Origin of the sequence: Streptosporangium sp. NPDC002524 (assembly GCF_040295985.1) — a bacterium.
In the GTDB taxonomy this organism is placed as follows: domain Bacteria; phylum Actinomycetota; class Actinomycetes; order Streptosporangiales; family Streptosporangiaceae; genus Streptosporangium.
In genome coordinates, this window is sequence record NZ_JBEOWK010000022.1 from 58,284 (window position 1) to 80,620 (window position 22,337).

The window sequence follows — 22,337 nt, forward strand, 5'->3', positions numbered from 1 at the left end:
GATCTTCAGGCCAGCCGATCCTCGTCGGTGGGCCGCACGCCGCGGGCCCACTCCCCCGCGCCCATCAGGCGCTTGCCCTGCGGCTGCACCTCGCCCAGCTCGACTGGGTAGGTGGCGGTGCCCACCAGGACGGAGTTCTTGGACGCCGCGATCTGGCCGGGGGCCAGGCCGGAGGCGTCGGGAGCCGGTCGCACCGGACCGAGCTTGACGCGCTGGCCGCGGAACTCGCTCCACGCCCCCGGGGCCGGGGTGCAGGCGCGGATCAGGCGGTCGACCCGCATGGCGGGCGCGGCCCAGTCGACCCTGGCGTCGTCGACGCCGATCTTCGGGGCGAGGCTCACCCCCTCCGCGGGCTGCGGAACGGCCTCCAGCTTGCCGTCCTCGATCCCGTCGAGGGTGGCGGCGAGCAGCCCGGCACCGGACTCGGCGAGCCGGGCGAGCAGCTCCCCGCTGGTGTCGGCGGGGCGGATCTCCTCGGTGACCACGCCGTAGACCGGGCCCGCGTCCAGCTCCTTGACGATCTGGAAGGTGGCCGCGCCGGTGATCGCGTCGCCGTGGAGCACGGCGTGCTGCACCGGTGCCGCGCCGCGCCAGGCCGGCAGCAGCGAGAAGTGCAGGTTGACCCAGCCGTACCGGGGGATGTCCAGGGTGGCCTGCGGCAGGAGCGCGCCGTAGGCGACCACCGGGCAGCAGTCGGGGGCGAGCTCCCCGAGCCGGTCGAGGAAGGCCGGGTCGCCCGCCTTGGGCGGCCTGAGCACCTCGATGCCCGCCTCCTCGGCGAGCTCGGCGACGGGGCTCGGGTGGACCTTGCGGCCCCGGCCCGACTGGGCGTCCGGGCGCGTGACGACGGCGACGACCTCGTGGCGAGGCGAGTCGATCAGGGCCCGAAGCGAGGGCAGGGCGGTGTCCGGGGTTCCGGCGAAGACCAGGCGCAAGGTTCCTACAGAGCCTTCCCTTGGGTGGCGTGCGGGGAGATCTTGAACGCGGGGGCCGACAGCCCGTTCCAGTCGGCCTCGCGGATCGCCTTCATGGCGAGTTTGCGCTGCTTGAGGTCCATCCGGTCGATGAACAGCACGCCGTCCAGGTGGTCGGTCTCGTGCTGGAAGCAGCGGGCCATCAGGTCGGTGCCCTCCAGGGTCACCGGCTCGCCGTGCATGTCGAAACCGGTCGCCACGGCCCGGATCGACCGGGGCGTGGGGAAGGACAGGCCGGGGAACGACAGGCAGCCCTCCTCCCCCTCCTCGTCCTTGTCGTCGGACAGGTCGAGGTTGGGGTTGATCAGGTGCCCGAGCCGGTCGTCCACGTAATAGGTGAAGACCCGCAGCCCGACTCCGATCTGCGGCGCCGCCAGACCGGCTCCCGGCGCGTCCATCATCGTGTCGGTGAGGTCTTTGACGAGCTTGCGCAGCTCCTTGTCGAAGTCCTTGACCGGCTCGGCCGGAGTGCGCAGCACCGGGTCGCCGAAAAGGCGGATCGGCTGAATGGCCAACAGGGATCTCCTCACGCTCCAGGGGATTGCCCCAGTCTAAGGGCGGCGGCCGCCTCCCCCGGGCCTTCTCCCGGACCGGCACGGGACCTTCTCCCGGACCGGGCGCGGATCAGCGAGCGCGGGTCAGCGGGAGCGGGTCAGCGGGAGCGGTGGCAGGTCAGCGGGAGCGGGTCAGCGGGAGCGGTAGAAGGTCAGCGGGAGCGGGCCTTCATCGCGGCCTTGCGGGCGGACTTGGCCACCGCCGCGTCGCCGTGGCGGGAACCCAGCAGGTCCAGGACGGCGAAGGTGTCGGGGTGGTCCACCAGGGACATCTCCTCGATCACGCGGACGAGGTCCTCGCCGGGCTCCAGCGCGTCGAACTCGCAGATCGCCTCGGAGGCGTCGCCGCGCTCCAGGAGCGAGGCGAGCGAGTCGACCGCGAGCCAGGTGTTGTCGGCGGGCGTGAGGGCGGGCGCGGGCAGGTCGCGGATGTGCAGCCAGGAGGCGGCGTAGCGCCACATGGCGGGCTCGGAGAGCGCCTCCCTGAGCGGGGCCTCGGCCTCGGGGCCGAGCTCCTCCAGGATCGTGCCCGCGGCGCCCCGGCGGCTGGCCGTGCCCGAGGCGGCGACCTTGACCAGCTCGCGGGCGGCGGCCTCGGGGTGGCGGGACTCCAGCCACACGGTGACGGCGCTGGGCGCGGCGGAGCCCTCCATGATCGCCTCGACCAGCTCGGCCGCGCCGAGGTCGGTGAAGACGGCGACCTCGGCGCCCGTCGGCGCGTCGTGGCCCTCCCGCATCAGGTCCTGGCGGACGGCCCACATGCCGAGCGGGGTGAGCCGGGGCCGGCCCGCCCGCGAGGTCTCGACGAGCCCGCAGTAGCCCAGGAGCGACAGGGCCGACTCCAGCCGGGCCGGGAGCTCGCGGGCCAGCACCCGCATCTCCGCCTGGCGGGCCCCGCAGGCCACCTGGTGCGACTGCAGGATGCCCTTCACCAGGGTCGCGGTGGTCAGCCCCTCGCGCACGGCGTACAGCGTGGCGAGCATCTCGGCCAGGTGGTCGTCGATCACCGGGGAGCCGGTCAGGTCGTCGTCGGCACGGTCGAGGACGTCCATGACCACGCCGTCCCAGAACCCCAGCAGCGCGCGGGGCGGCAGGTCCGGGGAGAGCACGAGCGGGCCGGGCGTCACCTGGCCCCGGGAGATGCGGAGCATGCCGGTGTTGACGGCGACCACCCAGAGCAGGTGCAGGCGGCCGGGACCCGGCAGGCCGAGCTCGGCGCACGGCGCGAACGGGTCGGGCAGCAGGCCCTCGGGGGTCACCTGGCGGGCGCCGGTCCAGGCGGCCAGGCGCTGGGCGTCGATCACCAGCGGCACGTGCGGCACGTACGCGGCCAGCTCCGCGTCGGCGGCGAGGTCGACAGGGGGGAAGCTCAGCGCGTCGCCGCGCGGGGGGCAGCCGCGGCCCGTGGCGGTGACGGACTCCTCCAGGACGGCCGCCCGCAGCTCGCGTGGTGCCGTTCCCAGCTCGTCGACCAGCCTGCGCAGTTCGCCGATGTCGAAGACGTTCCCACTGTTCCCGCTCTTTGCCACCCGTGAAACTTACTGCACTCGCGCCTCACGCATACACGGCTCAGCCGATGGCGCGGGAACGTGCCTTGAAAGCCGCCTTGCGGGCCGCCTTGGCCGCTCCGTGATCTCTCAGGGAGCGTCCGAGCAGCTCAAGGACGTCGACGACCTCGGGATGGTCGACCCGCCACATCTCCTCGATCACGTGTGACGGGGGGCCGGAGGCGGACATGTTCTCGGCGAACGTCTCCGGATCCTCCTCGGCGGCGGGCATGGCCAGGGCGAGCATGTCCACGCTCATCCAGAGCACCTCCTCCTGGGTGAGCGCGGGGGCCGCGAGCCCTCGCGTGCTCAGCCAGTGGATGGCGTGCGGGCGCAGCTCCGGCTCCTCCAGGAAGGCGCGCACCGCCTCCTCGGCGTCGGGGCCGAGGCGGTCGACGATCGTCACCGCGACGCCCCTCGCGACCGATGGCGCGCCGGAGACGGAGCCGAGCAGCTCGGTGACCGCCTGCGCCGGGGTCCTGTTCTCCAGCCAGCCCCCGATGTCGGCCTCGGCCATCTCGGCGGGCATGCCGGAGAGCAGCCCCTCGATGAGCTCGGGCGCGTCGGCGGTGGTCAGGTCGGGCGCCTCGGGCGCCTCCATGCCCAGGTCGGTGTAGAGCTCGTGCAGTCCCCACAGGGCGAGCGGGGTGAGCTCCAGCAGCTCGTCGCCCGGCTCGGCCATCCCGCAGTAGGCGAGCCGCCTGACGGCCTCGGGGATGTCGATCTCGCCCTCCTCGACGAGGCCGATCTCCACCAGGTACTCCCTGACGAGGGAGATCGGCACGGGCGCCTGGAGGCGGTAGAGCATGTCGCACAGGCCGTAGAGCTCCTCGTCGAGGGAGACGTCGCCCGTCACGGCGCCGCCGGTCTCCTTCTCGACGACGAACTCGACCGTCGCGGCCCAGATGTCGAGCGGGTCGAAGTCCTCGCCGTCGAAGATGGCGGTGCCCTCGACCGTGACCAGGCCGGTGTGCACCGCGAGCTCCCACAGCAGGCCGGGGTCGGCCACCGAGAGCTGGGCGGTCGCCTCGGCGGCGTCGCGGACCCTGAGCCGGCCCTTCACGGTCGGGGTGCGGCCCCCGGCGAGCATCCACTGGACCAGCCTGCGCGCGTCGGTGAGCAGCGGTACCCGCAGGGCGTTCGTGGCGAGCGCCTCGCGGGGCGCCAGGCGCACGGCGGGCAGCGGCGAGCAGCCGGGGCAGTCGCAGTGGTCGACGGCGGGCTCCTCCTGCACCGCCGAGACGGAGAGGAAACCGCTCTCAGTGCTCTCGGGGGCCCGCTCCAGCGAGTCGGCGCCCATCGCGCTGAAGAGGCTCTTGGCCATGCCGAACCGGGAGGTGTCGGCGAGGGCGATGGGCATCTCGGGCTCAATGCGGTCGAGGACGCTCCTCATCCGGACCGCCATCTTGCCGCCGATCTCCTCGGTGGCGAGCAGGAAGTCGACCAGGGTACGGGCGGCGGCGACGGTCTCGGGGGCACTCTCCGGGGGGGCGATGACCTTGCGCGGATAGATGTTGAGCAGCAGTTCCTCGAAGGCGACGGGGGTGAAGTCGCCCAGCTCGTTCACGTCCAGGTAGTCGCTCGCGTAGTCGCAGAGCAGCCGCACCTCGTCCACGTCAACGTCGAGGCCGTGCGCACGCCCCCACGCGCGCAGGTCGTCTACGGCCCGATTCACCCATTCGATCGACACAGGGGAAAATTAACGGCTTACTGCCAGCACCGCGAATCGGGGAAACTACTCAAATCACATCTAGGGGGTCAATGCATACCTTGACCACCTCCGGAGCCTTGCGCGCGGAGCGTACTCCGGCGGCCCCTTTCAGCACCGCGGCCAGCGCCGATCCGGAGCCCCGCGCGATCCGCACCATGGCGCGTTCCCGCACTTGATCCCCCTTGGGAGCGGCCACCGGGACGGGACCGAGCACCTGCGCCTCGGGGGGCAGGGTCATCTCCCCGAGCATTTCCCGCACCGCCGCCGGAGATCCGGTGAGCGTCGCCATTTTCACCGCCGGGGGGAAACCGAGTTCTGTCCTGTCAGCTAGTTCCCTCTCGGCATGGGTGACCGGATCCCAGCGCAGCAGAGCCTGCACGGCGGCCAGCGAGGAGTCGGCCAGCACGACCAGCTCGGCCGAGGGCCGCAGCAGGGCCGCCGCGTTCATCCACCGGCGCAGCGTCTCCTCGGCGGCGCGCAGGTCGGGCCGGCCGAGCAGCGCCCAGCCGTCCAGCAGCACCGCGGCGGCGTACCCCCCCTCGGGCACCGGCTCGGCCCCCGGGGTGGCCACCACCAGGGCACGCCCCGCGCCGACCGTGGCGAGCACCCCGTCCCTGCCCGACGTCCTGACCGGCACCGAGGGGAAGGCCCGCCCCAGCTCCTCGGCGGTGCGCCGGGCGCCGATCACCAGGGCCCGCACCCGTGCGCCGCCGCAGGACGGGCAGCGCCACTCCCCCGCGATCCGGCCGCACCAGCGGCAGTACGGGGCCACGTGGCCGGCGCGCAGCGCGAACGGGCCCCCGCAGTGCCCGCAGCGGGCGGGTGCCCGGCAGCCCTGGCAGGCCAGCGCGGGCAGGTAGCCCCGCCGGGGGACCTGCACCAGCACGGGGCCGCTCTCCAGCCCGGCGCGCAGGGTCCGCCAGGCGAGGCTGGGCAGCCGGGCGGCCCTCGCGGCCTCGTCCCTGGCCAGCTCCGCGTCCTCCCCCGCCGGGCGGACCCTCGGCGCCCTGGTCCTGACCGTCCCGCGGGCCGCGGCGATGGGCCCGGCCCAGCCCACCGCGATGAGCTGGGTGGCCTCGGCCGTGCGGGCGTACCCCCCGATGAGCAGGCCCGCCCGCGCCTGGTGGGCGCGCAGGGCGAGGACCTCCCTGGCGTGCGGGTAGGGGGCGAGCCGCTCGGAGTGCAGGTCGTCGCCGTCGTCCCAGACGACCGCGAGCCCGAGGTCCCTGACCGGGGCGAACGCCGCGCCCCTGGTCCCGGCCGCGACCCGCACCTGTCCCCTGGCCACCCGCAGCCACCGCCGGTAGCGCTCGGCGGGCCCGAGGTCGGCCGTGAGCGCCACGTGCGCGCCGGGCTCCAGGACGGCGCTCAGGGCCGCGTCGAGCAGGGCCACGTCCTTCCCGTCGGGAAGCACCACGAGGGCGCCCCTGCCCCCGCGCAGGGTCTCCCGTACGGCAACCGCGACCGCCTCCGGCCACCCCGGCCCGCTCTCCCCGGTTCCCGGCAGGGCGGTCCACACCGCGCGGGGGGAGCCTCCCTTCGCGAGGGCGGCGAGGAAAGCCTCCCCTTCCGGATAGTCCGTCCACGGTCCCGCGTCACCCCCCGCCGGCCCCTGAGCCTGTTCTTGAGCCGGTCCCTGAGCCTGCTCCTGGGCCTGCCTCTGGGCCTGCTCCTGGGCGGCGGGGACCGGGGCGGGGGCCTCGGCCTCGACCCTGGCGTGGCGGGGCGGGACGGCGAGGCGCAGGACGTCGGCCAGGGTCCCGGCGTAGTGGTCGGCCACGGCGCGGGCCAGCGCGACGATCTCCGGGGTGAGCACGGGCTCGGCGGAGACGACCCGCTCCAGGCGGGTCAGTTTGCCCTCGTGCTCGGTGTCCTCGGCCCGTTCCAGCAGGAAGCCGTCGACGAGCTTGCCCGCGAACCGGACGCGGACCCGGGTCCCCGGCACGGCTGCCGCGTCCAGGGGCGCGGGGACGAGATAGTCGAACAACCGGTCGAGGTGCGGCAGTGGTGTGTCGACGACGACCCGGGCGACCGGCAGCTCGGCGGCCGGCTCCGGCACCCCCTTGACCGGCTCGGCCACCCCGGCAGCCCTGGCCATCCCCGCCGCCCCGACGACCCTGCCGGCCCCGGCGCTCTTGGCGCTTTTGGTGGTCCTGGCGCTCCTGACGGCCGCGCCCCGCGCCCGTGCCGGACCGCCGGGCGCGGGTCGCTCACGGACGGCGTCGAGCGGCAGCAGGGCGTCGTCGTCCGGCGAGGGGCTGGCGTGGGTCACCCACCTGTCCTACCAGACCCGGGCACCCACCCAGACGACGGCCGGGAAGGTGAGCCGCTCCCGGCCCGGGAAGACGAAGGCGGGCCGGGCGGGACCGCCGCCGGGGACGGACCGGATGGATCAGGCGGAGTTCCAAGGCCGCGTTCGCGGCGACGCCGAGGTCGCCGCCGGGAGCCGGTGGGACGGAGCGGATGGAACGGCGATGAGCCCACCGGATCGGATGGGGCGAAGGTAGATCCAGACGAGATCGCCCTCGGCAGCCGATCAAACGGATCAGACGGAACAGCTGGAGCAGCGGCGGGCCCGGACGACGAGATCACCGGATCAGCCGGATCAGATGGAGCGGCGGTGGGTCCAGCGGCCGCCGAGCAGGGTGCCGAGGATCGGCATGCGGCGCAGGCCGTCGCCGTCCAGCCCGGCCGGGTCGTACTCGGTGATCACCAGGTCGGCGGGGTCGCCGGGACGCACTCCGGCGCGTCCCCTCGCCGCCGCCGCGAGCGCGACCGGCAGCGGGATCGCCTGCTCCGGGTGCCACGGCGGCCGCTCGTCGTCGGTCCTGGCCACCGCCGAGGCGATCCCGTCCCACGGGTCGAGCGGCGCGACCGGGGCGTCGGAGCCCAGCTCGATGACGGCCCCGGCCGCGAGCAGGTCGGCGTAGGCGAAGGCCCTGCCGGTCCGTCCCGGCCAGTGCAGGTCGGCCACGTCGCGGTCGTCGGGCGCGTGGGCGGGCTGCACGCCCGCGACCAGGCCGGGCCGGGCGAACCTCCCGAAGTCCTCCGGGCGGACCAGTTGCGCGTGCTCGATCCTCCCCGGGCAGCCGGCCCGCTCGAACGCGTCCAGCGCGATGTCCACCGCCAGGTCGCCGATCGCGTGCACCGCCGGGTCGATCCCGTGCGCGGCGGCGAGGGCCATCACGCCGTACAGCTCCTCGGGCGCCGTCTCCAGCAGCCCGCGCGTGTCGCCGCCGGGGTACGGGTCCTCGCAGTAGGCGGTCCTGGTGTTCAGCGACCCGTCCACGAACGTCTTGACCGGCCCGACCTCCAGCAGGTCCCCCGCACCGGCGACGGGCTCGCCGGTGCGCAGCCCGCGGCCGATCGCCTCCTCCAGCCGGTTCACCGGGATCGAGCAGGCGACCCGGACGTCGATCCGCTCCGACCGGACCCGCCTGGTCCAGTCGGTGACGTTGTCGGCGAACTCGAAGTCCAGCACGCCGACGACACCCCTGGCCGCGGCGGCGGTGGTGGCATCGGCCACCCAGCGGTCCAGCTCGTCCAGGGGCGGCGGGGGCATCTCCGCCATCGCGTCGTAGCAGTCGCGCTCGCGCAGCACCCCCGTCGGGTGCTCGCCCCTGCCGACCGCCGCCAGCGCGGCCGGGCTGAACCAGGCGGTGTGCAGGTCGTTGCTGACCAAGACGATCGCACGGCCGGGCGCCGCCGCCTGGAGCAGCGACTTGTGCGGCGCGTCCGGCCACAGGCCGTCGCGGAAGCCGTACCCGACCGTGAACCCGGACACACTCGCCCGCGGGACGACGAGATCGACCGCCTCCCGCGCCGACCGCGCCGAGGTCAGGTCGATCCTGCGCCGGGCCTGCGCCCACTGCGCGGAGTGCACGTGCGCGTCCCACAGGCCCGGCAGGAGGGTGCCGCCGCCGACGTCGGCCGACTCGTCGCAGGGGGGCGGCTCCTCGGCCACCTCCGCGACCCGGCCGCCGACGATCAGGACATGGCGGAGCGGGCCGCCGGGACCCAGCCGCGCGTCGCGCAGCAGCAGGCGAGGGGACGGTGAGGACATGAGGCAGACCCTAGGCGGCCCGGCGGCCCCGCGCGAGGGAGCGGAGCACCCAGGCCCACGCCCGGCGGAACCGGGACCGGGGCCGGGGCCGGGGCCGGGGCCGCATGCCACCGCGACCGCTCCGGGCGAGCGGCCGGAGCGGGACCAGGGCCGGGGCCGCGTGCCGCCGCGACCGCCTCGGACGAGCGGCCGGAGCGGGACCGGCGCGCCGAGCGCGCCGGGGACCACGCCGACCGGCGACTCGCCGCCCGGGACGATCCCGAGCGTCTTTCCGTGTCAGGACGGAAATCAGGAAAATCCTCGACGGAGAAACCCAGACCATCTAGCGCCCCTTCACGACGCCCCAAAACAATCGGACTCCTATCCGGCTGCGATCCCGGTGCCTATGGTGAAGTCGTGGTTCGCCTTCGAGCCTTCGGTAGGAGACTCTCCGCATGAGGCCAACGCCGCCCGCATCATCGGGAAACGGGTCATCTCCGGATGAATACTCAGGAATCAATCCGGAGTTGATGGAGCGATTCATCGCGTCGCTGGAGCAGGCGCGGAAAGTCGTGGGCGAGGAGATCTCGGAAATCCTCAGGATGCTTTCCTCGGTGGACGTCGACCGGTCAGCGGCCCTGCGGATCCGCGAGATCGAGGGCTGGCTGGATCAGGAGATCCCGCGGCTACGCAGGCGCAACCAGCTGATCCAGGAGCCCGACCTCCTGGAGGACTGGACCGTGGACCTGACAGGAACGAGTCCGCCGCGACCCGGGGGCGGAGGGTTCACGGCCTTCGACGAGAAGGCCCTCACGGCGCGCACCCTCGCCACCGACGAGGGTGAAAAGCTCGCGAAGACCCTCATCGCTTCGGGGCACCCGACTCCGTACTCGTCGGGAAACTTCCATGACGGGATCTTCGACCGGCTCGCCGACAGGCGGAAGGACGCCGACTTCACCGCGGGATTCTTCGCCGCCCTCGGTCCGAAGGGCGCGGCCGCCGCGCTTCGGAAGCTCAATCACTATCACGGAGAATCCGCTCAAAAACACTGGAAGACCATGGGGGAGGCTCTTGCCACGGCGGTGGCCCGGCGACCGAAAACACTCGGCCCGGCCTGGGAGCCGGAGAATCTCGGAAAGACGCAGGGATCCGACCTGGGCCTGGTGCTCGGCCACGGAAGGTTTCCATCGGGGTGGTTCACCGAGGTGGTCCGTCCCCGCGTCCAGAAGGCCTCCGAGGGCAGAGACCCGGCACGCTGGACCGCCGACCTGAGCCACTTCCTGTCCGCTCTGGCCAACAACCCGGAAACGGCCAGGACACTGTTCAACGACCTGTCTCCCGGAGATCTCAGGGATCTTTTCTCCGGACTCAACGAGCAGGTCTCGCTCTATCCCAACGAGCATGACGCGATCGCCTTCGATCTGGAGAAGGAGTTCGGCCGGATGCTCGCCGCCGGATCCGGCGTCTTCGAGAGGCGCTCCCCCGGCCCCGAGGCGGTGCGATTCGCCTTCAACACCATGACGACCATGGGCGACCTTCGAACCGCAGCGGACTTCCGCAACCCGGAGGGGCGGCCGATGGAGGTGGCGAAGGGCGCCAGAATCTTCATGTCGATGCTCGCGGGCGCCTACGCCGCCGAGATCATCGAGGGCGCCGACGCCGGGGACGCCAACCGGACGAAGGACAGCGCGTTCGAGAAAACCGCCTCGCTCACCGCCGGCCTGCATCCGAAGTTCCGCCTCAGCCCCGGCGACACCTACCGTTTCATCAAGACCTTCGCCGACTCGGTGGAGCGGATGAAACCGTTCGACGCGGGAATGGGCCGCTTCTCCAGGCATCTCATGGACGCGGCGGGCGCCAAGGACCGCGGGGAGGGCATCAAACACCTCGGAAGAACCTTCGCGAGCCTGGGTTACGTCTCCGGCATGCAGTTCGCCGCGGCGAACGAGGTCCAGGGGAAAATGGATGAGTATGACCAGGAGATGAGGGATCGACTCTTCCTCCTCATGGGATTGGGAGTCGACTTCGCGGGATTCGGCATCTCGCAGTGGGCCGCCGCCACGCTGGACGCCTCGGGCGCGAGCATGGCGTTCGAACCGGCCGGCGAGCTGATCTGGTTGCTGATCGGCAAGTCCGCGAGCGAGACCGTCGACTCGTACAAGGACCTCGACAAGACCCGCCTGGACACTCTCAAGGAGCGTAATCGCCTGGCCACCCTTGGACGTGAATACTGGATCTTCCACGAATTGAAGCGCTACGGGTTCTCCTACCCGGTGCCACCGAACGATCCGGCCTTCGGCCAACCTCCCATCACCGGCAAGGACGGCAACCTGCTCCCCTTCGACAAGCTGGCCAAGGACCCGAAGGCGCTGAAGAACCTCGCCGACTGGCTTATCCGCAACGGATCCGGGAGCGGCGACTTGAGCACCGCCGGAGGAGCGGCGACGCTGCTCGACATTTCTTTCGGAGGCGCCAAGGACAAAACCCAGAACACACCCGTCCCGTTCGGATGAATTCAGTGTCAACTCATCCTCAGACATTCCGTTTCCCCTGAAAGAGTGAAATCTTTTTCACGGGAAGATGTAGCAACTATTTTGACGTACGACTCCTTCTTCACCAGCTCATCTCTCGGCGCGCTCCAGTCAACGGAAGAAACCTTGTAGCCCCTCCTGCCCAGACCACCGGCCAGCATGTTGAGCGTGTTGACCGAACCGTCCACTCCAGAAGTGTTGACACCGGTAACGGCGTAGGTCCTCTTCACCTTCCCTTCTCCGCAGGGGATGTCCCTTCCCCCCTCATCCGTCACTTTGACGTCTTTCGCAGGGAGCAACTTCATCAGCCAGTCGACGTCGGTCTTCAACGTCGCCTCTGCCTGAGCCGCCGTCGGCCCTGGAGGATCGGAGGAACACGCGCCCAGAGTCAACATCCCCAAAACGGCGATCACAGCTGATCCGACACGAGCGGAAGCAGGATGCATCGCGGAACTCTCCGTTCACGTCGGCCAACCTTGCCCAGGTTCAATGATGTCCGACAATCAAGCGACTGCCGGGAAGAGTGCCGGAACATGTCAAACAGGGATGGACAGCGACCGCAACCGTTCGTCCAGATCCCGGACGTGCTTGTTGCCCTCCCACGGCTGAAGCCGAGCACGAGTCTCCCGTACGGAGTGGACCAGACGGGCGGAACTGTGCCCCACGACGAACTGCGCGGCCTTGTCAATCATGACGGTGGCTGCCGGAATCTCCTGCTTTTTGATCAGCGCGGTCGCGCATTCGAGCTGAAGCATGCTTTTGCCCAGGACGAAACCGGGTCTCATCCTCGCGAGCCTTTGCTCCACCTCGGTTATCGCCCGATCGAACTGCCCGGCCTTGATGAAGCAGAACACGGCGTGGCGAGCGATGCGATCCGGTTCGAGCCAGAAAAGGTGTCGGAGTTCGGCTCCGTTCCGGCTTCCATCCGCCAGCCTGACGGCACGGTCGAGCATCCGAAGCCCTTCCCCGTCGCGCCGCGTGTTTGAGAGCACCCGGGCGACGATGGAGAAGGTCGCCGCCTGCTGCAGGCCGTTTCCGCTGTTCTTGGCCCACCCCTCGGCCGCGAAAGCATGGTCCATTGCCACGGTCGGCTTGGCTTGATAAATCGCCATGTCGGCCATCAGCCCGTGCAGATGGGCGAGGAGAGCGGGATCACCCAGCTCATGACCCGCCACCAGCCCCTCTCCGTAGCGACGGGCGGCATTCGTGTAGTCCATCAGGTCGTAGTGACACCAGCCCGTCATGTGACTGAGGCTCCAGTACACGCGGAGCAGGCGCTCGCGCAGGGCCGGGGTGAGGGAGCCTCGTTTGAGGAGGTCGTCGACCATCGCGCGCTTGGCTTCCGCGACCGGCAGGACCCGCAGGGGGCCCGTTGATTCGTCCATGGCCCACAGGCGGGCGGTGAGCCGTTCCAGCACGTCGAGGGTGGCCGCGTCGATCGGGCCCTGATGCCGGGCGGCCGTGGCAAGGCGTTCCCGTTCCGGCGGGGTGAGGTGGCGCAGCAGCCCCAGGGCCGGTGTCCCGCCCAGCAGCAGGGCCAGTTCGAAGAGCAGCTCGCGGCGTTTCACGTCGGCCTCCTCTGCGCCGACCGCGCGCAGCAGGTCGGCACAGCGGGCGGGCGCGGGAACGAGTGGGGGAAGTGCCTTCGTTCCCTTGGTGCCCGGGACGGCCGGTGCGGACACCTGGCGAGAGTGGTTCGCGTCGAGGTGACGATGGTCGGCCCGGTCGAGCAGGTCCCGGTCGCGTACGCCGTAGGAGGCGTAGACCTCGTCGGTGAGCAGACTCCGCGCCGTGGTCTGGTAGATGCGGGCGAAGACGGCGACGGTCCCGGCGCCGGGACGCCGCCCGGCCTGCGGCCACGCCTCGTAGTCGTAGAAGCGCGGGGCACGCAGGGTGGCGGTACCCGCCGGGTCGAGGTCGTTGTAGGCGGCCACCACGTCACCCGCCGTGCGGCCGTGGGCGTAGCGGTACAGGCGCAGCGGGCTGACCGCGTGGTCCAGAGCGAACACGTCGGCGATCTGGTCGAACGTGAGGGAACAGGCACGCAACGCCTCGCTGCGCCGCCTGCATCCCAGCAGAATCCGATATCCCTCTCCGGGCACGCTCACTCCCTCTTCGAACCCCTTCGGACACACACGGATCGTATTCATATGGTCACAGAGAATGACAGTTCAGTGGAGAAGTGGAGATCTCCAACCGTCGAAGCAGGCGTTCACGCAGGTCAGAGGCGGTACGGGTGGGGTAATCCACCGTCGGCGACCCGGAGGTTCACGACCCCGGAAGACCAGGTCACCGTTCTCCTGACGATTCCCGCCGACCAGGAGAGACCACATGACCGCTACCCACGACGGCGTGGCCCCGGAGTTGATCGACGCGATGGTCCGGCTCCGCCCCGGCGGCATGACCTGGCGGCGGACCTTCCCCGGCCGTCCCTGCCAGGTTCCCGAGGCTCGACGCTTCGTACGATTCCTCCTGGCCGACTCCCCATTCGGCCAGGAGGCGGAACAGGTCGTCGCCGAACTCGCCGCCAACGCCGTCCGCCACACCGCGAGCGGGCGGCCGTACGGCACCTTCGTCGTCGAGGTCGTCCGCAGGCCCGAGGTCACCCGCGTGACGGTCTATGACTCCGGTCAGGGACCCGTCCCCGCCCTCGCCCACCCCACTCTCCTCGGCGAGAGCGGCCGAGGCCTCTCCCTCGTCACCGCCCTGGCCTCCCGGGTCGGCTGCCAGGGCACCCAGTCCCACGGCCACGCCGTCTGGGCCCGGTTCGAACGCGATAAGCCGTCGACCTCGCGACCGTGATCCGGCATCCCGCCCGGCGGGACGGACCCGGGGACGCGTACGGCCCCCGCGAAAGAGATCACGAGGGCCGTACGGGAAAGGCGGTGCGGGTCAGAGACCGGCGGCGCTGCGCAGGGCGGCGGAGCGGTCGGTGGACTCCCAGGAGAAGCCGTCGCGGCCGAAGTGGCCGTAGGCGGAGGTGCCCGAGTAGATCGGGCGGAGCAGGTCGAGGTCGCGGATGATCGCGGCCGGGCGCAGGTCGAAGACCTCCAGCACGGCCTGCTGGATCTTCTCGACGTCGGTCTTCTCGGTGCCGAAGGTCTCGACGAACACGCCGACCGGGTGGGCCTTGCCGATGGCGTAGGCGACCTGGACCTCGGCGCGGTCGGCCAGACCGGCGGCCACGATGTTCTTGGCGACCCAGCGCATGGCGTAGGCGGCCGAGCGGTCGACCTTGGACGGGTCCTTGCCGGAGAAGGCGCCGCCACCGTGGCGGGACATGCCGCCGTAGGTGTCGACGATGATCTTGCGGCCGGTCAGGCCGGCGTCGCCCATGGGGCCGCCGATCTCGAAGCGGCCGGTCGGGTTGACCAGGAGGCGGTAGCCCTCGGTCGCGATCTCCAGGCCGGCGAGGACCGGGTCGACCACGTGCTCCTTGATGTCGGGAGCGAGCATCTCCTTGAGGTCGATCTCGGCCGCGTGCTGGGTGGAGACCACCACGGTGTCGAGCCGGACGGGCGTGTCGCCGTCGTACTCGACGGTGACCTGGGTCTTGCCGTCGGGACGCAGGTAGGGGACCGTGCCGTCCTTGCGGACCTGCGACAGGCGCTCGGCGAGGCGGTGCGCCAGCTGGATCGGGAGCGGCATCAGCTCGGGGGTCTCGCGGCAGGCGTAGCCGAACATCAGGCCCTGGTCGCCGGCGCCCTGGCGGTCGAGGTCGTCGCCAGCCTCGCCCTCGCGGTTCTCGTAGGCGTCGTCGACGCCCTGGGCGATGTCGGGCGACTGCGCCCCGATGGACACCGACACGCCGCAGGAGGCGCCGTCGAAGCCCTTGTGCGAGGCGTCGTAACCGATTTCGAGGATCTTCTCCCGGATGAGCCCGGGAATGTCGACGTAGGTCTCCGTCGTCACCTCTCCGGCGACGTGGACCTGACCGGTGGTGATCAGTGTCTCGACCGCGACACGGCTCTTGGGGTCACCCTTGAGCATGGCGTCGAGAATCGCGTCACTGATCTGGTCGGCGATCTTGTCCGGGTGGCCCTCTGTGACCGACTCGGAGGTGAAAAGGCGACGGGACAAGTCAGTGGCTCCTCATGCAGCGGCTGCTGGCGTCTGGGGGCTCTGGCGTCGGCGGACACCAGTAGCGCTCCGGCGAATTCTAGCCCCACCTGATGTGGAGCCGCGAAACCGTCTCAGATCATGTCACCCTAAAGTCTCAGATCGTGTACGGGAAAGAGCCCCGGCTCACCGCGGCCCGGATCTGGAACGGTGCGCGACCGCGACGCGAGCGGGACTCGATCGCGGCACGAGCGGAAGCCCGCCGGAGCGGTGTCCGGCTCACAGATCGGGCAGCGGGTCGGGGGGAAGCGTCTCCGGGGCGAAGACCTCGGCGTCGGCGGCGGCGACCACCGCGGCGTACTCCTCGTCGATCTCGAACACCATGCCGCCGAGCTCGATGGCCGCGCCCGCGGAGAACTCCAGCGGGCCGAGCCGGGTGCGCCGGGAGTGGGTGGCGTACACCGAGGTCGGCGCGTCACGGTCGAAGAACTTGGTGGACATCACGCAGATGGTGCGGTCGGTGACCACAATGAGGAAGGTCGCCATGACCGGGGTGCCCACCGACAGCGCGGGCAGGACGTAGTGGATCTCCTCACCCGGGGGGAGCAGCGCCCGGCATCGGGCCCTGACGGCGGCGGCGACCGGCATGATCGGAACCCCTCCCAGCCGCGACAACGCAGGTCATCTCGGAGGCAGTATCCGCCGGGAGGTGCCCGACGGCAAGAGGCCGGGATCCATCGGGGAACGGTCCACGGCAAGGGGCCGGGATCCACCGGAAGATGATCTACGACAGGCGGGCGGGATCCACCGGGAACGGCCGGTGGCAGGTCGTCGTAACCCGCCGCAATGCGGTCCACGACAGGCGACCGGACCGGCCGCGATACGACCTACGACGGGCGGTAGGACCCACCGCGATGCGATCCACGCCAAGCGGGCAGATCCACCGGAACACGATCTACGACAGACGGCCGGACCCGCCGCGATACGGTCCACGACAGGCGGCCGGGCCGGGCGCGTCCACGGCGTCCACGGCGGGCGGTCAGGTCAGGCGCGCGGCGACGAGGTCCCAGACCGTGTCGGCGAGGGCCTCCTTGGGGCCGCGGGGGATCTCGACCTGCTCCCCGTCCGCGGTCAGGACCACGGCCGCGTTGTCGGGCGTGCCGAAGGCGAGGCCGTCGCCGACCTGGTTGACGACGAGCAGGTCACAGCCCTTGCGGGCGAGCTTGGCCCGCCCGTTGGCGAGCACGTCGTCGGTCTCGGCCGCGAATCCCGCGATCACCCGCGGGTACGGCTTGAGACCCTCGCGGCGCCGCTCACCCAGCTCGGCCAGGATGTCGGGATTTTTCAGGAGATGGATGGCGTCAGGCTCGCCGGCGGTCTTCTTGATCTTCGAGCCGCTCCGCGCCGAGGGCCGGAAGTCGGCGACGGCGGCGGCCATGACCACGGCGTCGGCGCCCTCCACCGCGTCGAGCACGGCGGCGCGCAGCTCCAGGGCCGACTCGACCCGGACGACCCTCGCCCCCGCCGGGTCGGGCAGGCCGACGTTGGCGGCCACCAGGGTGACCTCGGCCCCGCGGGCGACGGCCGTGCGGGCCAGCGCGTAGCCCTGCAGGCCCGAGGAGCGGTTGCCGATGAAGCGGACCGGGTCGATGGCCTCGCGGGTGCCCCCGGCGGAGATCACCAGGTGGCGCCCCGCCAGGTCGGCGGGGCGTCCGGCGATGACGCGGCGGCAGACCTCGAAGATCTCCTTCGGGTCCGGCAGCCGGCCGGGGCCGGTGTCGGCGCCGGTCAGGCGGCCCACGGCGGGGTCGACGACGATCGAGCCGCGCTCGCGGAGCGTGGCCACGTTGGCGCGGGTCGCGGGGTGCTCCCACATCTCGGTGTGCATCGCCGGGGCGAACACCACCGGGCAGCGCGCGGTGAGCAGGGTGTTGGTCAGCAGGTCGCCCGCCAGCCCGTGGGCGGCCTTGGCGAGCACGTCGGCGGTGGCCGGCGCGACGACCACCAGGTCGGCGCCCTGCCCGATGCGGACGTGCGGCACCTCGTGCACGGACTCCCAGACGTCGGTCGTGACCGGGTTGCCCGACAGCGCGGCCCAGGTCGGCTCGCCGACGAAGCGGAGCGCCTCCCTGGTCGGGACCACGCGCACGTCGTGGCCCGACTCGGTGAACAGGCGCAGCAGCTCGCACGCCTTGTAGGCGGCGATGCCCGCGCTCACACCGAGGACGACCCTGGGCCTGCCGGGAGACCCGGCTTCCTCCGGGGTCCGCACGAGTGGGGTCCGCACGGGGTGGTTCAGCCCTCGATCGGCTCGGAGGTGAGCAGGCCCTCGCTGACCTCGCGCAGCGCGATGGACAGCGGCTTCTCCTGCGCGTGGGTCTCGACGAGCGGGCCGACGTACTCGAGCAGGCCCTCGCCGAGCTGGGAGTAGTAGGCGTTGATCTGACGCGCCCGCTTGGAGCCGAAGATCACGAGACTGTACTTGCTGTCGACGATGTCGAGCAGGGCGTCGATCGACGGGTTGGTGATGCCTTCGGAGTAGGCGGCGCTGGTTGCCACGTGTGATTTCCCCTAGCTAGGTGAACGTCCGAGGCGCGAATCCTCGGGAGCATCAGCCAATAAGGCTATCAGCCGATGGCATACGCCCTGGACGGACGTGTTGACGAGTGTCAGGTCGAACTCCTGCTCGGCCGCCATCTCGATCCGGCCGGCCGCCAGGCGGCGGGCGATGACGTCCTCGGGCTCGGTGCCCCGGCCGCGCAGCCGCTTCTCCAGCTCTCCCCAGGTCGGGGGGGCGAGGAAGACCAGCAGCGCCTCGGGCATGGTCGCGCGGACCTGCCTGGCGCCCTGGAGGTCGATCTCCAGCAGCGTGGGCACCCCGGCGTCGAGCTTCTCGAGCACGGGGCCGCGCGGGGTTCCGTACCGGTTACCGGCGAACTCGGCCCACTCCAGCAGCTCGCCCGAGGCGATGAGGCGGTCGAACTCCTCGTCGTCGGCGAAGAAGTATTCGATCCCGTGGGTCTCCCCCGGGCGGGGTTTCCTGGTGGTCACCGAGACCGACAGCCACACCTCCGGGTGTGCCCGCCGAAGCTCGGCGACGACCGTGGACTTGCCGACGCCCGACGGCCCGGACAGGACCGTCAGGCGCTTACCGGCCGAGGGGCCGGGGAAGGCTCGCGCCCCCTCCGGACCTCCGGCTGGGGATGTGAAGCGACCGGCCCCGCCCTCGGCGGTTGCCTCCGGGGTCCGACTCTCGTCGGACCACGACGTTCCGGTCACTCCAAACCCCCCGTGATGCCGTCCCCCATGCGGGGTGAGCGTGGTCGTATGAACCGAGACTAGCTCTCGGCCCCGCCGAACTCACGCTCGAGCGAAGCTCGCTGGTTCGTACCCAGGCCCCGCACGCGGCGGGACTCTGCGATTCCAAGCCGCTCCATGAGCTGCTTGGCGCGGACCTTGCCCACGCCGGGAAGCGACTCGAGAAGGGCCGAAACCTTCATCTTGCCGATGACGTCGTCGGCCTGCCCGTCTTTGAGCACCTCAGCCAGAGAGACCGCACCGTGCTTCAGGCGGTTCTTCACCTCGGCACGCTCTCGGCGGGCCTTGGCAGCCTTCTCTAGGGCTGCGGCGCGCTGCTCAGGGGTAAGGGGAGGAAGAGCCACGCCGGGTCACCTCGAATTTCCTGTCGATGTACTCGGACGGGAAGGGAAACTAGCTGGTCATGGCGCTTCAAGCAACGTCAAGGCCACTTTATCCCCCTAGAAAATCTACTTCGTGACTTTCCGTGATCGCCGTGTCGCCCTGCGTCAACGAAACTGCCCTCGACGCCGAGTTTTCAGGGGTTGTCCCACCCGCGACGCCCGGCGGTCCCCGGAGTCCCCGCACACGCGAAACCGGGTGCTTTCCGGCGTTACCCCACCCGCGACGCCCGACGGCTCTCCGGCCCCTCGCTCATGACGCCGGCGGGTTTCCCGACCGTGCCTCCCGCGACTCCGGCCGGTTTCCGGACCGTGCCAAACGCGCCGTACGACGGATCACCCCCGGCACCCGGCGGCTCCTCGCGGACCGTGCCGGACGCGACACCCCGCAGCTCCCCGGAGCCATGCCCGACGCGACGCCCCGCAGCTCCCCGGGGACCGTGCCGGACGCGACGCCCAGCCACACCTCGCGACTCCTCGGGACCACGCCGGACAGGGCGCCCGCGACACCCTGCGGCTCCCCGGAGCCATGCCGGACGCGACGCCCGGCGACTCCCCGGGACCACGCCGGACGCGGCGCCCCGCGGCTCCCCGGGACCTGCCGAAGCTCTCCGGGACCATGCCGGACGCGACGCCCCACGGCTCCTTGGGACCGTGCCAAACGCCGCGCCAGGCGGCCTCCCCGGCGGTGGTTACGCGCCGCGTCCCGTGGAGGCGGCGACGCGCCGGAGGGCGGCGGCGATGCCCGCGGCCGTCGCGCCCGGGTCGGCGGAGCCGGTGATCGGGCGGCCGATCACGAGAAGGTCGGCCCCGTCGGCCAGCGCCTGCTCGGGGGTCGCCACCCTTGCCTGGTCCTGGCTCGCGGCGCCGGCGGGGCGGACGCCGGGGGTGATGAGGGTGATGCCGGGCCCGACCTCGGCGCGCACCGCGGCGACCTCGCGCGGCGAGCAGACGAGGGCCTGGGCGCCCGCGGCGACGGCGAGGGCCGACAGGCGGCGTACGGCGTCCTCAGAGGGCCCGTTGACGCCCATCTGCTCCAGGTCGGCCTCCGAGAGCGAGGTGAGCAACGTCACCGCCGCGATCTGGGTGTTGGGCATGGCCTCCACGGCCGCCCGGATCATCGCGGGGCCGCCGGCGGCGTGCACGGTCAGGATCGCGGGCTTGAGGCGGGCCACGGCCCTGGCGGCGCCCGCGACGGTGTTGGGGATGTCGTGGAGCTTCAGGTCGAGGAAGACCCGCACCCCGCTGGCGCCCCTGACGGAGGCGATCACGTCGGGGCCGTAGCGGAGATAGAGTTCCAGCCCGACCTTGACAGTGGTGACGTGCGGGGTCACCAGGCTCGCCCAGTGGGCCGCCGTCTCGAGGTCCGGCGCGTCCAGGGCGACGGCGATGGGTGCGGGCGTCACAGGGAACTCTCCTCAAGATCTATCCGGTGCCGGGAGGACGCCCCCGGCGGGCGGTGGGCCAGTCCGACCGCGTCGGCCAGCCGGTGGAACCCCCGGGCCGCCAGGAGCTCCTCCAGCTCGCGGAGGATGCGCAGGCAGGCGTAGGGGTCGTGGAACAGCGCCGTCCCCACGGCGACGACGCAGGCTCCGGCGAGGATGAGCTCGAAGGCGTCCCTGCCGGTCAGCACGCCGCCCATGCCGATGATGGGCACGCTGGGCAGGGCCGCGTGGACCTGCCACACGCAGCGTACGGCCAGCGGCCGGATGGCCGGTCCCGACAGGCCGCCTGTGACGGCCGCGAGCGCGGGACGCATGGCCTCGGTGTCGATGCTCATGCCGAGCGGGTTGTTGATCATCGAGAGCGCGTCGGCGCCGCCGTCCACGCACGCGCGGGCGACGCTCACGATGTCCACGACGTCCGGGGAGAGCTTGGCCACCACGGGCACGTCGTAGCGCATGACCGACCGCACCGAGGCGATCACCTCGGCGGAGGCCGCGCCGTCGCGGGCGAAGACCCGGCCCCGGTCCTCGATGTTGGGGCAGGACAGGTTCACCTCCACCGCGGTCACCCCGGGCGCGTCGGTGAGCCTGCGGGCCAGCGCGGTGTACTCGGCCACGGTGCCGCCGCCGATGGACACCACGGTCCGCACCCCCCGCTGGGCCAGCCAGGGCAGCTCGCGCTCCAGGAAGGCGTCCACGCCCGGCCCCTGGAGCCCGACGGCGTTGAGCATCCCCGAGGGCGTCTCGGCCATCCTGGGGGTCGGGCGGCCCGCCCTGGGGGCCATCGTGATCGACCGGGTGGTCAGCGCGCCGATCCTGGCGAGGTCGAAGAACTGGGCCAGCTCCGAGCCCGACGCCGCGCACCCGGCGGCCGTGGTGACGGGGTTGACCAGCTCCACGTGCCCCAGGTACGTCCGCATGTCAACCGGCATTCCGCGTTCCCCCACCGGGCGCTCCCAGCGCGTCGAACGGGATCGTCCCGACGTCGTCGAAGCGGACGCGCTCGCCCCTGAAGACCGGTCCTTCGACGCACGAGCGCACCATCCGGGTTACACCGTCGTCGCCGATGACCGGGAGCACGCACGTCATGCACACGCCGATCCCGCACGCCATCCCCTCCTCGACGGCCACCTGGACGGGGATGTCGAACTCGACCGCCACCGCGGTGACGCCGCGCAGCACCGGCATCGGGCCGCAGGCGTAGACGGCGTCGGCCCGCACGTCGGCGATCACCCCGGGCAGCACGTCGGTCACCCGGCCGCGCATACCCAGGGAGCCGTCCTCGGTGGTCAGCGTGGTGGTCTCCCCCATCCTCCTGGCGCGCAGGGCGCCGAACACCCGGTCGGCGGAGACCCCGCCGAGGACGAAGTCGACGCGGCAGCCGCGCCCCTGGAGGGCGTCGGCCACGGTGAACAGCGTCGCCGAGCTGTGCTCGGCGCCGACCAGGACGCAGGTCACCGGGTCCCTGGGCAGCGGGAACGGGCGGCCGAGCGGGCCCACCAGGTCGAGGGTGTCGCGGGCCCGGCGCTCGGCCAGCCAGGCCGTGCCCGGACCCCTTACGGAGAAGACGAACTCGACCGTGCCCCCGTAGTCGGGCTTGACGTCGTGGACGAAGAAGGCGCGGCGCGTCAGCATCGACGTCCGCGCCCCGCCGACGGCCACCCCGACGAAGTGGCCGGGGCGGAAGCGCTCGGCGATGCCGGGCGCCACCACCGTCAGCGCATGGTAGGCGTCGACGCGGCGCGTCGTCAGCACCGTGCCGGTCACCTGCACCGG

19 protein-coding genes are annotated in these 22,337 nt (G+C 71.7%); 2 read left to right on the plus strand and 17 right to left on the minus strand.

Annotation, left to right across the window (positions count from 1 at the left end; genetic code table 11):
- Positions 1-5: 5 nt before the first annotated feature.
- The 6 genes from fmt to ABT053_RS31820 form a co-directional block, all read right to left on the minus strand.
- Positions 6-935, minus strand: a complete 930-nt coding sequence (fmt, locus tag ABT053_RS31795; RefSeq protein ID WP_350974005.1) for a methionyl-tRNA formyltransferase — start codon at positions 933-935, stop codon at positions 6-8.
- A 5-nt stretch (positions 936-940) separates the two neighbouring features.
- Positions 941-1,489, minus strand: coding sequence for a peptide deformylase (gene def, locus ABT053_RS31800; protein ID WP_350974007.1), 549 nt, complete (start codon positions 1,487-1,489; stop codon positions 941-943).
- Between the two features lie 191 nt (positions 1,490-1,680).
- On the minus strand, positions 1,681-3,057 hold the full coding sequence (locus ABT053_RS31805) for a hypothetical protein (RefSeq protein WP_350974009.1): 1,377 nt from the start codon (positions 3,055-3,057) through the stop codon (positions 1,681-1,683).
- 40 nt (positions 3,058-3,097) lie between these two features.
- Positions 3,098-4,765 carry a hypothetical protein gene (locus ABT053_RS31810; protein WP_350974011.1) on the minus strand — a complete coding sequence of 556 codons (1,668 nt, stop codon included), beginning with the start codon at positions 4,763-4,765 and terminating at the stop codon, positions 3,098-3,100.
- 49 nt (positions 4,766-4,814) lie between these two features.
- Positions 4,815-7,058 (minus strand): primosomal protein N', encoded by a 2,244-nt coding sequence (locus ABT053_RS31815; RefSeq protein ID WP_502991909.1) that lies wholly within the window; start codon positions 7,056-7,058, stop codon positions 4,815-4,817.
- 333 nt (positions 7,059-7,391) lie between these two features.
- The gene (locus tag ABT053_RS31820) at positions 7,392-8,849 is read right to left on the minus strand and encodes an amidohydrolase (RefSeq protein WP_350974013.1); all 1,458 of its coding nucleotides are present in this window, start codon (positions 8,847-8,849) and stop codon (positions 7,392-7,394) included.
- 509 nt (positions 8,850-9,358) lie between these two features.
- Between ABT053_RS31820 and ABT053_RS31825 the strand changes: the two genes are divergently transcribed.
- The gene (locus ABT053_RS31825; protein WP_350974015.1) at positions 9,359-11,341 is read left to right on the plus strand and encodes a hypothetical protein; all 1,983 of its coding nucleotides are present in this window, start codon (positions 9,359-9,361) and stop codon (positions 11,339-11,341) included.
- An 8-nt stretch (positions 11,342-11,349) separates the two neighbouring features.
- Here the strand turns inward: ABT053_RS31825 and ABT053_RS31830 are convergent, their stop codons facing one another.
- Complete coding sequence (locus ABT053_RS31830) at positions 11,350-11,772, minus strand: hypothetical protein (RefSeq protein WP_350974017.1); 423 nt, start codon at positions 11,770-11,772, stop codon at positions 11,350-11,352.
- Positions 11,773-11,895: 123 nt separating this feature from the next.
- Positions 11,896-13,461, minus strand: a complete 1,566-nt coding sequence (locus ABT053_RS31835; protein WP_350974019.1) for an NsdA family TPR-like regulatory protein — start codon at positions 13,459-13,461, stop codon at positions 11,896-11,898.
- A gap of 229 nt (positions 13,462-13,690) precedes the next feature.
- Between ABT053_RS31835 and ABT053_RS31840 the strand changes: the two genes are divergently transcribed.
- Positions 13,691-14,161: an ATP-binding protein gene (locus tag ABT053_RS31840; protein ID WP_350974021.1), complete on the plus strand. Its 471-nt coding sequence runs from the start codon at positions 13,691-13,693 to the stop codon at positions 14,159-14,161.
- Between the two features lie 90 nt (positions 14,162-14,251).
- Here ABT053_RS31840 and metK read toward each other — a convergent pair whose 3' ends face one another.
- From metK to ABT053_RS31885, 9 genes are all read right to left on the minus strand, one after another.
- The gene (gene metK / locus ABT053_RS31845) at positions 14,252-15,439 is read right to left on the minus strand and encodes a methionine adenosyltransferase (protein WP_350974024.1); all 1,188 of its coding nucleotides are present in this window, start codon (positions 15,437-15,439) and stop codon (positions 14,252-14,254) included.
- Between the two features lie 258 nt (positions 15,440-15,697).
- Positions 15,698-16,066 carry a hypothetical protein gene (locus ABT053_RS31850; RefSeq protein ID WP_350974026.1) on the minus strand — a complete coding sequence of 123 codons (369 nt, stop codon included), beginning with the start codon at positions 16,064-16,066 and terminating at the stop codon, positions 15,698-15,700.
- Positions 16,067-16,457: 391 nt separating this feature from the next.
- Positions 16,458-17,705 carry a bifunctional phosphopantothenoylcysteine decarboxylase/phosphopantothenate--cysteine ligase CoaBC gene (gene coaBC / locus ABT053_RS31855; RefSeq protein ID WP_350974028.1) on the minus strand — a complete coding sequence of 416 codons (1,248 nt, stop codon included), beginning with the start codon at positions 17,703-17,705 and terminating at the stop codon, positions 16,458-16,460.
- Between the two features lie 8 nt (positions 17,706-17,713).
- Positions 17,714-17,977, minus strand: coding sequence for a DNA-directed RNA polymerase subunit omega (gene rpoZ / locus ABT053_RS31860; protein ID WP_030909981.1), 264 nt, complete (start codon positions 17,975-17,977; stop codon positions 17,714-17,716).
- Positions 17,978-17,989: 12 nt separating this feature from the next.
- Positions 17,990-18,562, minus strand: coding sequence for a guanylate kinase (gene gmk / locus ABT053_RS31865; RefSeq protein ID WP_350974135.1), 573 nt, complete (start codon positions 18,560-18,562; stop codon positions 17,990-17,992).
- A gap of 194 nt (positions 18,563-18,756) precedes the next feature.
- The gene (gene mihF / locus ABT053_RS31870; RefSeq protein ID WP_030909986.1) at positions 18,757-19,080 is read right to left on the minus strand and encodes an integration host factor, actinobacterial type; all 324 of its coding nucleotides are present in this window, start codon (positions 19,078-19,080) and stop codon (positions 18,757-18,759) included.
- A gap of 728 nt (positions 19,081-19,808) precedes the next feature.
- Positions 19,809-20,522 carry an orotidine-5'-phosphate decarboxylase gene (gene pyrF, locus ABT053_RS31875; RefSeq protein ID WP_350974030.1) on the minus strand — a complete coding sequence of 238 codons (714 nt, stop codon included), beginning with the start codon at positions 20,520-20,522 and terminating at the stop codon, positions 19,809-19,811.
- Positions 20,519-21,493: a dihydroorotate dehydrogenase gene (locus ABT053_RS31880; RefSeq protein WP_344749601.1), complete on the minus strand. Its 975-nt coding sequence runs from the start codon at positions 21,491-21,493 to the stop codon at positions 20,519-20,521. The genes pyrF and ABT053_RS31880 overlap by 4 nt, the downstream gene beginning before the upstream one ends.
- Positions 21,483-22,334, minus strand: coding sequence for a dihydroorotate dehydrogenase electron transfer subunit (locus tag ABT053_RS31885; RefSeq protein WP_350974136.1), 852 nt, complete (start codon positions 22,332-22,334; stop codon positions 21,483-21,485). Before ABT053_RS31885 ends, ABT053_RS31880 begins: the two co-directional genes overlap by 11 nt.
- Positions 22,335-22,337: the final 3 nt, after the last annotated feature.

Excerpts from the sequence above, each read along its gene's own strand:
- ABT053_RS31840 (WP_350974021.1), top strand. The coding sequence starts at position 13,691 with ATGACCGCTACCCACGACGGCGTGGCCCCGGAGTTGATCGACGCGATG.
- ABT053_RS31880 (WP_344749601.1), bottom strand. The coding sequence starts at position 21,493 with ATGCCGGTTGACATGCGGACGTACCTGGGGCACGTGGAGCTGGTCAAC.
- ABT053_RS31820 (WP_350974013.1), bottom strand. The coding sequence starts at position 8,849 with ATGTCCTCACCGTCCCCTCGCCTGCTGCTGCGCGACGCGCGGCTGGGT.
- ABT053_RS31850 (WP_350974026.1), bottom strand. The coding sequence starts at position 16,066 with ATGCCGGTCGCCGCCGCCGTCAGGGCCCGATGCCGGGCGCTGCTCCCC.
- ABT053_RS31825 (WP_350974015.1), top strand. The coding sequence starts at position 9,359 with ATGGAGCGATTCATCGCGTCGCTGGAGCAGGCGCGGAAAGTCGTGGGC.